The organism is Candidatus Ruminimicrobium bovinum (assembly GCF_902760015.1).
Classification (GTDB): Bacteria; Elusimicrobiota; Endomicrobiia; order Endomicrobiales; family Endomicrobiaceae; genus Ruminimicrobium; species Ruminimicrobium bovinum.
Genome location: NZ_CACWEU010000063.1, coordinates 1 through 7,846, shown reverse-complemented (window position 1 = coordinate 7,846; position 7,846 = coordinate 1). Strand labels below are relative to the sequence as shown.

Here is a 7,846-nt window from a genome sequence, read left to right as displayed (position 1 = left end):
TGGAGTCCTTTAAAATCCGTGGCTTTTTTGATGTTCTGCTTAATTTATGTTCCTTGTATAGTTGCAATAGCGGTATTTTACAGAGAGGCCGGCTCAAGGTTAAAATGGTTGATAATACTTTTTGCTTGGACAACGGCTTTAGGATACCTGCTGTCGTTTATTGTATACCAAGGAGGACGGTTGTTAGGTTTTTAAGTTAGGTTATGTGGTGATAGGGTTATAGGTTTAACGGCAAAAATAAAATAACTAAAAAATAACTTATAACCCAATAATCCAATAAACTAATAACCCGAAGGTGGTAATTATGGAAACTTTGTTCGTGTTGTTAATTGTGGCACTTTGTGCAATTATTCTTATAAAGAAAATATGCAAACAAATAAAAGGCGGAAAGTGCGATTGCGGTTGCGGATGCAACAACAATTGCGGAAGTTGTTCCAAAAGCAATAGTTGTATTACACAACTTATGAGAAAAAATAAAAAAGATAAATAAAAAAATAAAAGCTTCTTGATTAATTATCAATAAAATTATAAAATTTAAGTAATTAAATAATTAATATTAGCAAAGGGGCTTTTAGATTAAAAATCTTCAAGCCCCTTTTTTTTATTTGTGCTTCAAAAAATTTTTTAAAAGTGTCGTTAAGTAGTTCGTCGTTTAAACTATCAGCTGCTCAGCTGAAAAACCGAAGATTTTGGCTCAGCTTATCAGCTAAAAAATAAAAGGAGAGTAAAAAAATGAAGAAAGTAGTAGCAGGTATGTTGTTTGCAGTATTGGCGGTATGTGTTGCACAAGTTTCTTTTGCGGAGGAAATTGAATTCTTAAAAGGATTCACATTAGGCGGGGGAATTACATTGAATTTGCAAAATTTACAAAATGCAAATAAAGCGGAAGATTCCGACGGTAATCCTATTGATGAAAACAAAACTCCTTCTTTGGGAGAGTATTCCGTGGATTTAACGGTTGAAAAAAAGTTTGATGATAACAACACGGCATTTATTCACTTGGAAACGGGAAAAGGCGATATAAACAATTATTTGAATGCCGTTTCAGGTATAAACAGGGATGCTGATGACAGCGGAGTAGTTAGTGTAACGGAAGCATGGTTTGAACACAAATTTACGGATAAATTTGCAATGAGTTTCGGTGTTTTGGATCCTACGACGGCCGTAGATGATAATGCTTATGCAAATGATGAAACAAAACAATTTTTAGGTTCTATGTTTAGAAATGCGGCAAATATCAATTTTGCCGATAATGCATTCGGTGTAAAAGCAACTTATGAAGCAGATATGATTGATTTTGCAGTTCAATATATTGATGCAAGTGACTATAAAGACATAACAAGAAACGGTTTTGCTTCCGCACAGGTAAATTTTAAACTCGGTTTTATAAATGAAATGGACGGTAATTACAGATTTTACGGTTGGACAAATACAAACGATTATGCAAAACTTGACGGAACGGGTGACGGTAAAGAAAAAAATTACGGTTTCGGTTTAAGTTTTGACCAACAATTTTCCGATATTTTCGGCGGATTTGCAAGATATTCTTGGGCAAACGGAGCAATTGATAATGAGATTGACAGTTCAAATGCTTGGAGTTTAGGTTTGCAGGCGACGGTAAAAGGTTTAAGCGAAAAAGATGTTGTTGCATTGGCTTACGGGCAGGTAATGCCGTCTGACGAATATAAAGATAACGTAAATAAAGATGCAAAAAATGAAAATCATTTGGAAGTTTATTACAGTTGGAACGTAACCGATTATTTGGCAATTTCGCCGAATTTTCAAATGGTGGAAAATCCTTTCTATAACGGAGATGATGATACCGCTTATGTAAGTTCGGTAAGAATGCAAATCAGTTTCTAATAACGTAAATATAAAAAAGAAAGAGCAGAATAAAATCTGCTCTTTCTTTTTTTGTGAAGTATTAAATTAATACTTATTTTATCTTAACATTATCATTGATTATTTTTTCTATTGTTTTTATAACGGTTCTGCCGATTTTTCTTTCAACTCCGCCTTTAGTTAAAGGTATTCCTGTTTTTCTTGATATTTTTGTTTTCAATCCGCTTATACCGAGTAGTCTTTTCCATGAAAAAGAAAAACCGTATTTTTTCATATTAATTTATTCCTTCCGAAAGCAAATCCCGTTCATCAAGTATTCCGATAGGTTTATTATTATTGTCAACAACCGGAATATTATCTATGTTTTTTTCTTGAAGAATTTTTGCCGCATCAACGGCAAGCATATCGGGTTTTATCGTTGACGGTTTTTTTGTCATTACTTCCGATATTTTTTTCTTCAGTAAGTTATCGTGTAATTGAATTTGCCTTCTTAAATCACCGTCGGTAAAAAAACCGACAAGTTTACCGCTTTTATTTACTACGCTTGTTGCACCTACTCTTGTTCCTGTCATTACAAACAATGCTTCTTCAACGGTGGCTGTTTCTTTTACTACGGGATTTGCACCGCCTTTTCTCATAATTGCTTTTACATCCATTGTAAGTTTTTTACCTATAGCTCCCAACGGATGAAGCATTGCAAAATTTTCTTTTTTAAACCCTTTGTTTTCCGAAACTATTAAAGCAAGAGCATCTCCCAATGCAAGCATTGCCGTTGTTGACGAAGTCGGTGCAAGGTTAAAAGGACATGCTTCCTTTTTGACGGAAGAATTTATTATTACATCACAACCTGTCCAAACTTTTGAATTTACTTTACCTGTCATTGCTATTATTTTTATTTTCATTTTTTGTAAAACGGGAAGTAATTGCTTTATTTCTTCGGTTTCTCCGGAATATGACAACATTAATACAACATCGTTTTTCATTATCATACCCAAATCGCCGTGCAGACATTCGGCAGGATGTAAAAATATTGCCGGTACTCCTATTGAAGCCATTGTCGCCGCAATTTTTTTCCCTATAAGTCCCGACTTTCCCAACCCTATTACAACAACTCTTCCAGAAGTTTTTTCTATCAACGATACCGCTTTTTCAAATTGGTCGTTCAAATGATTTGTTTGTTCTTTAATTGCTGCCGACTCCAAATTTAATATTTCTGCTGCACGTTGTATATTTGTTTTTTTCATTATCATTACCTATAAACTGTGAACATTTTTTATAAAATCAGCCATCTTATTAAAATCTTTCCTTCTTTGTAATCTTTCAACGGATTCATCGGCTATCATTCCGAACGGATTAACTTGGTCCGTTATTTCGGATATTTTTTCCGCACTAAAATTACCGCTTATAAAAAAAGGAACATTTAACTGATTAATTTTTTTTAATAATTCAATATTAACAATTGTATTTCCAACATCATCTTTGTCGGTTAAATTTATAATAAAATAATCTATACTACCGACGTAAGGTTGCATTGAAAGTATATCGGACTCTTTTGTGAATTCAAAACTTTTAAAAATTTTAATACCTAATGCTACCGATAATGCTTTGCAAAATTCCGGTGTTTCGTTTCCGTTTAAACAAATTGCCTTCAAATCAGCTTTTTTTATTATTTTTGTTACTTGCTTTTGATCCAAATTTTCAACCGTTGCTACGGCCAAAACAAAAGGAGGTAATTTTTCGTTTACTTCTTTTAACATTTTATCGGAAACTTTTTTGGGTGATTCTTTTATTAAAGTAAACCCTATAAAATCGGTTCCTAAATTTGTTGCGCTTAAAGCGTCTTCATAATTTGTTATACCTGCTATCATTACTTTTACCATAATTATTTCCCGTAAACCTTTTTAGGATCAAATATTTTTTTACCTGTAATTCTTGTATTTCCGGTAAACGACAATTTTCTGTAAAAACAACTTCTGTAACCGGTATGACATGCCGAATCACCTACCTGATGTACTTTTAATAAAATACAATCGGCATCACAATCGTAGTAAACTTCCTTAACTTTTTGTATATTACCGGACTGTTCACCCTTTATCCAAAATTTTTGTCTTGATCTGCTCCAAAATGTAGCTTTTTTTGTTTTTAAAGTTTTTTCAAATGCCTCCGCGTTCATATAAGCTACCATTAAAACCACATTGTCTTTCCAATCCTGCACTACTACGGGAATTAACCCGTCTTTGTTAAATTTTAACTGTTTCGTAATTTCCATTTTACATTCTCCGAATTAATCTTTTCTTAACGCTCTTATTGCTTCTTCCAATTTAAAATCTTCCGTATACAGCGCCTTGCCTACAATAGCACCTATAACACCGTCTTTTTCAAGTTCCGCAATTTGTTTAACGTCTTCAACTGTAGTAACTCCGCCGGAAGCAATTACTTTCATTTTGCTTTCGGTTGCTATACTTTTTAAACTTTTTAAATTAGGTCCTTTTAACATTCCGTCTTTTGAAATATCCGTATAGATAATTTGACTTACTCCCATAGCTTTTAATTTTTCAATCATCTCGGAAGTTGATATCGGTGTAATTTCTTTCCATCCGCCTATTGCAACTTTATCTTCGTAAATATCAAGTGCAACTATAATTTTGTCGGGCCCGTATTTATCTATTGCTTTGCGGACAACATCAGGGTCATAAATCGCAACCGTTCCTAAAATTGCATAACTGGCACCTAATGTAAAAATTTCATCGATTCTTTTCATGTTTCTTATTCCGCCGCCAACTTCAACCGGAGCATCAACGGATAAACAAATATTTCCTATTATTTCATTATTTGATTGCCTTCCGGAAAAAGAACCGTCCAAATCTACAACATGTAACCTTTCGGCTCCTTTTGCTCTCCATAATTTTGCCATAAAAACGGGGTCCGACGAATATATTGTTTCATCGGAAATTTTACCCTGTTTTAACATAACACAATTACCTTGTCTGATATCTACCGCAGGAATTACTATCATTTAGTTAACCTCTATAAAATACCTTTTGTTGAAGGTATGCTTTTTATTTTTTTATTTATTGAAACAGCATCTTTTAAGGCCCTTCCAAAACCTTTAAATACCGCTTCCGCTATATGATGATTATTTCTTCCTTTCATCATTTTTATGTGTAAAGTAATACCGGCATTATTTACAAATGCTATAAAAAATTCCTGCAACAAATCGTAATTGAACCCTGTTTTTTGAAATTTAATTTTAACATCATAACTTAAATGCGGTCTTCCCGATATATCCATTGCAACATAAGCCAATGCTTCATCCATAGGTAGCAGAAAATGACCGTAACGGGTAATACCTTTTTTATCACCCAATGCTTTTTTTAAAGCTTGCCCCAATGTAATTCCGATATCTTCGGTAAGGTGATGGTCGTCTATTTCAATATCACCTTTTGCTTTTATATCCAATGTTATTTGCGCATTGGCAGCAAACAAATTTAACATGTGGTTTAAAAACGGAATATCGGTTTGAATTTTAGCCGGCTTAAACGAATCCAAATTCAAAGCCATATCAATATCGGTTTCGGCAGTTTTTCTTTTAATTTTTACTTTTCTCATTTTAATTCCTTAATTGGCTGAAAAGCTGAGCAGCTTAAAAGCTTATTATTAACATCAACAGCAAACTAATTTAAAAAATTTCTTTTAAAACACTTAAAACTACAATGTATAACTTATAATACATAATTTATAATTAATGTGTTTTTTGCTTTGCAAAAAACTTAATTATTCATCAAAAATTTACAAAGTGAATTTTTACCGACATTTTACATTCTGCATTATACATTCAGTTTAAGAATTTTCCTTTTGTAATGTTTTTAGGTTTAAAAATTTTGTCGTAAAGTTCCAAAGTTTTTCCTAATTTATCCAATAAAATCAATTTATCAAGCAATGCAAATTCATTTTTAAATTCACAATCATCATTGGAATGCATTGATTTTGTAACCAAATGTATAAGCAATTCAATTTCCCTTTCGGAAAATTCTATATCCATTTAATAACCTCTTATTTCAACAGATTTTTTATGATTCTCCAATCCTTCTTTTGCTGCAAAATAAGCAATATTTTTTTGAATTTCTTTATCAAGTTTTTTAACTTCTATATAACTGCTTCTTTTTAAAAATGTCATTACCGATAATCCGCTTGAATATTTTGCCGAAGAATTTGTCGGTAAAACATGCGACGGTCCCGCCCAGTAATCGCCTAATGCCGTCGGTGTATTATAACCTACAAAAATTGCACCCGCATTTTTTATATTTTTTACAATATCTTCTGCTTTTTCCGTTAATATTTCCAAATGTTCCGGAGCAATTTCATTAACCTTTTTAATTGCTTGTTGCAAATTAACATTAAAAAATATTATTTGTTGCAAATACTGTTTTTCTATTCTGTTTTTTAATTTGTTTATTATTGTTTTTGACGGGCAAAACAAATATGCTTTTGCCATTTTATCATGTTCTGCCTGTGCCATCAAATCATAATAAATATAATCCGTATTTGCTTTGGAATCGGCAATAATTGCAACTTCACTCGGACCTGCCAAAGAATCTATCCCGACTTTTCCGTAAACAAGCCGTTTTGCTTCATTAACATAAGCATTTCCCGGACCTACAATCATATCAACGGGTTTTATGATTTCTGTTCCGTAAGCAAGTGTTGCAACGGCAACCGGTCCGCCTATGGAATAAACTTCTTTTATATTACATAAACTTGCTGCAAACAAAACTTCATCAGTCATTTTTTTAGGCGGTGTAAATAAAACTATTCTTTTAACACCTGCAACAGCAGCAGGTATAACATTCATTAAAACCGACGACGGATAAGAAAATTTTCCTCCGGGTACATAAACACCGACTGAATTTATCGGATTATATATTTGTCCGACTTTTTTATATTTATCCGATATAAACCAAGATTTTTTTATATTTTGATATTCTTTCTTATGAAAATTTAAAATATTTTTATAAGATGAAATTACGGCTCTTTTAAATTCTGCATCAACATTTTTAGCTGCCAATGCAAATTTTTTTACTGAAACTTTTGCATCATTTATATTTTTAAACGTAATACCGTCAAATTGCTTAACATAACCTATAACGGCTTTATTACCGTTATTTTTTATATTTTCTATAATATCAAAAACATACCTTGTTATATCTTGCTCCACTTGTTCTCCTTAAAAAACCGTAAAACGATTTTTTAGTTTATAGGATTATTGGGTTATAAGGTTATGGGTTGAACAACAAATACAAAAAAAACAACTTATAACCCTATAACCTAAAAACTTATAATCTATTAATTTGCTTTGCAAATTTTATAAAATGTTTTTTGCTACAAGCATTTCCGCAATTTCCACGGCATTAAGAGCAGCACCTTTTAATAAATTATCCGATACTACCCAAAAAGTTAAACCGTTATCGCATGAAATATCTTTTCTTATTCTGCCGACAAATGTTTTCTGTTGGTTTTGTGCAAACAACGGCATAGGATATTTGTTTTCCGCCGGGTTATCTATAACTTCAACACCTTTTGCGGAAGATAAAAGTTCTCTTGCTTTTTGCGGTGTCAACTCTTTTTCAGTCTCAATCCATACGGATTCGCTGTGTGCTCTTAAAACAGGAACTCTGACACAAGTTGCACTTACCTTTATACCTTTATCACCCATTATTTTCATTGTTTCGTTTGTCATTTTCATTTCTTCTTTTGTATAACCGTTGTCTTCAAAAACATCTATATGCGGTAAAACATTATATGCTATTTGATACGGAAATTTTTCAAAAGGCGGTAAAGGTTCTCCCTTTCCCAATGCTTTTGTTTGATTATCCAAATCGTGAATACCTTTTGAGCCGGCACCTGAAACCGCCTGATAAGTTGAAACAATTACTCTTTTAATTTTTGCATAATCGTGTAACGGTTTTAATGCTACAACCATTTGAATTGTTGAACAATTAGGATT

Annotated in this window: 12 protein-coding genes; 3 read left to right on the top strand and 9 right to left on the bottom strand. The window is 32.5% G+C overall.

The features are described from left to right. The 3 genes from ACMUOV_RS02320 to ACMUOV_RS02310 all read left to right on the top strand — a co-directional run. Positions 1–195 (top strand): hypothetical protein (locus ACMUOV_RS02320; RefSeq protein WP_413853408.1); only part of this gene is annotated, 195 nt, incomplete at its 5' end. 109 nt (positions 196–304) lie between these two features. Further along, complete coding sequence (locus ACMUOV_RS02315; protein WP_413853406.1) at positions 305–490, top strand: FeoB-associated Cys-rich membrane protein; 186 nt, start codon at positions 305–307, stop codon at positions 488–490. 242 nt (positions 491–732) lie between these two features. After that, positions 733–1,863: a carbohydrate porin gene (locus ACMUOV_RS02310; RefSeq protein WP_413853404.1), complete on the top strand. Its 1,131-nt coding sequence runs from the start codon at positions 733–735 to the stop codon at positions 1,861–1,863. Positions 1,864–1,936: 73 nt separating this feature from the next. Here ACMUOV_RS02310 and ACMUOV_RS02305 read toward each other — a convergent pair whose 3' ends face one another. From ACMUOV_RS02305 to ACMUOV_RS02265, 9 genes are all read right to left on the bottom strand, one after another. After that, entirely contained in the window at positions 1,937–2,116 is a 180-nt protein-coding gene (locus ACMUOV_RS02305; RefSeq protein WP_413853402.1) for a hypothetical protein, read from the bottom strand. Between the two features lies 1 nt (position 2,117). Further along, positions 2,118–3,086 carry a KpsF/GutQ family sugar-phosphate isomerase gene (locus ACMUOV_RS02300; RefSeq protein WP_413853400.1) on the bottom strand — a complete coding sequence of 323 codons (969 nt, stop codon included), beginning with the start codon at positions 3,084–3,086 and terminating at the stop codon, positions 2,118–2,120. A 9-nt stretch (positions 3,087–3,095) separates the two neighbouring features. Continuing rightward, complete coding sequence (locus ACMUOV_RS02295; protein ID WP_413853398.1) at positions 3,096–3,722, bottom strand: phosphoribosylanthranilate isomerase; 627 nt, start codon at positions 3,720–3,722, stop codon at positions 3,096–3,098. Between the two features lie 2 nt (positions 3,723–3,724). Next, on the bottom strand, positions 3,725–4,111 hold the full coding sequence (gene hisI, locus ACMUOV_RS02290) for a phosphoribosyl-AMP cyclohydrolase (protein WP_413853396.1): 387 nt from the start codon (positions 4,109–4,111) through the stop codon (positions 3,725–3,727). A gap of 15 nt (positions 4,112–4,126) precedes the next feature. Then, positions 4,127–4,858, bottom strand: a complete 732-nt coding sequence (hisA, locus tag ACMUOV_RS02285) for a 1-(5-phosphoribosyl)-5-[(5-phosphoribosylamino)methylideneamino]imidazole-4-carboxamide isomerase (protein WP_413853394.1) — start codon at positions 4,856–4,858, stop codon at positions 4,127–4,129. 11 nt (positions 4,859–4,869) lie between these two features. Next, a complete protein-coding gene (hisB, locus tag ACMUOV_RS02280; RefSeq protein ID WP_413853392.1) occupies positions 4,870–5,451 on the bottom strand; it encodes an imidazoleglycerol-phosphate dehydratase HisB in 582 nt (193 codons plus the stop codon). Positions 5,452–5,677: 226 nt separating this feature from the next. Next, entirely contained in the window at positions 5,678–5,884 is a 207-nt protein-coding gene (locus ACMUOV_RS02275) for a hypothetical protein (protein WP_413853390.1), read from the bottom strand. Beyond that, on the bottom strand, positions 5,885–7,057 hold the full coding sequence (gene hisD, locus ACMUOV_RS02270; RefSeq protein ID WP_413853388.1) for a histidinol dehydrogenase: 1,173 nt from the start codon (positions 7,055–7,057) through the stop codon (positions 5,885–5,887). A 147-nt stretch (positions 7,058–7,204) separates the two neighbouring features. Then, on the bottom strand, positions 7,205–7,846 hold a 642-nt coding region (locus ACMUOV_RS02265), incomplete at its 5' end, for an aspartate-semialdehyde dehydrogenase (RefSeq protein WP_413853386.1).

Coding starts and splice junctions, on each gene's coding strand:
- ACMUOV_RS02305 (WP_413853402.1), bottom strand. CDS start 2,116: ATGAAAAAATACGGTTTTTCTTTTTCATGGAAAAGACTACTCGGTATA.
- ACMUOV_RS02310 (WP_413853404.1), top strand. CDS start 733: ATGAAGAAAGTAGTAGCAGGTATGTTGTTTGCAGTATTGGCGGTATGT.
- hisB (WP_413853392.1), bottom strand. CDS start 5,451: ATGAGAAAAGTAAAAATTAAAAGAAAAACTGCCGAAACCGATATTGAT.
- hisI (WP_413853396.1), bottom strand. CDS start 4,111: ATGGAAATTACGAAACAGTTAAAATTTAACAAAGACGGGTTAATTCCC.
- ACMUOV_RS02275 (WP_413853390.1), bottom strand. CDS start 5,884: ATGGATATAGAATTTTCCGAAAGGGAAATTGAATTGCTTATACATTTG.
- ACMUOV_RS02300 (WP_413853400.1), bottom strand. CDS start 3,086: ATGAAAAAAACAAATATACAACGTGCAGCAGAAATATTAAATTTGGAG.
- ACMUOV_RS02315 (WP_413853406.1), top strand. CDS start 305: ATGGAAACTTTGTTCGTGTTGTTAATTGTGGCACTTTGTGCAATTATT.
- ACMUOV_RS02295 (WP_413853398.1), bottom strand. CDS start 3,722: ATGGTAAAAGTAATGATAGCAGGTATAACAAATTATGAAGACGCTTTA.
- hisA (WP_413853394.1), bottom strand. CDS start 4,858: ATGATAGTAATTCCTGCGGTAGATATCAGACAAGGTAATTGTGTTATG.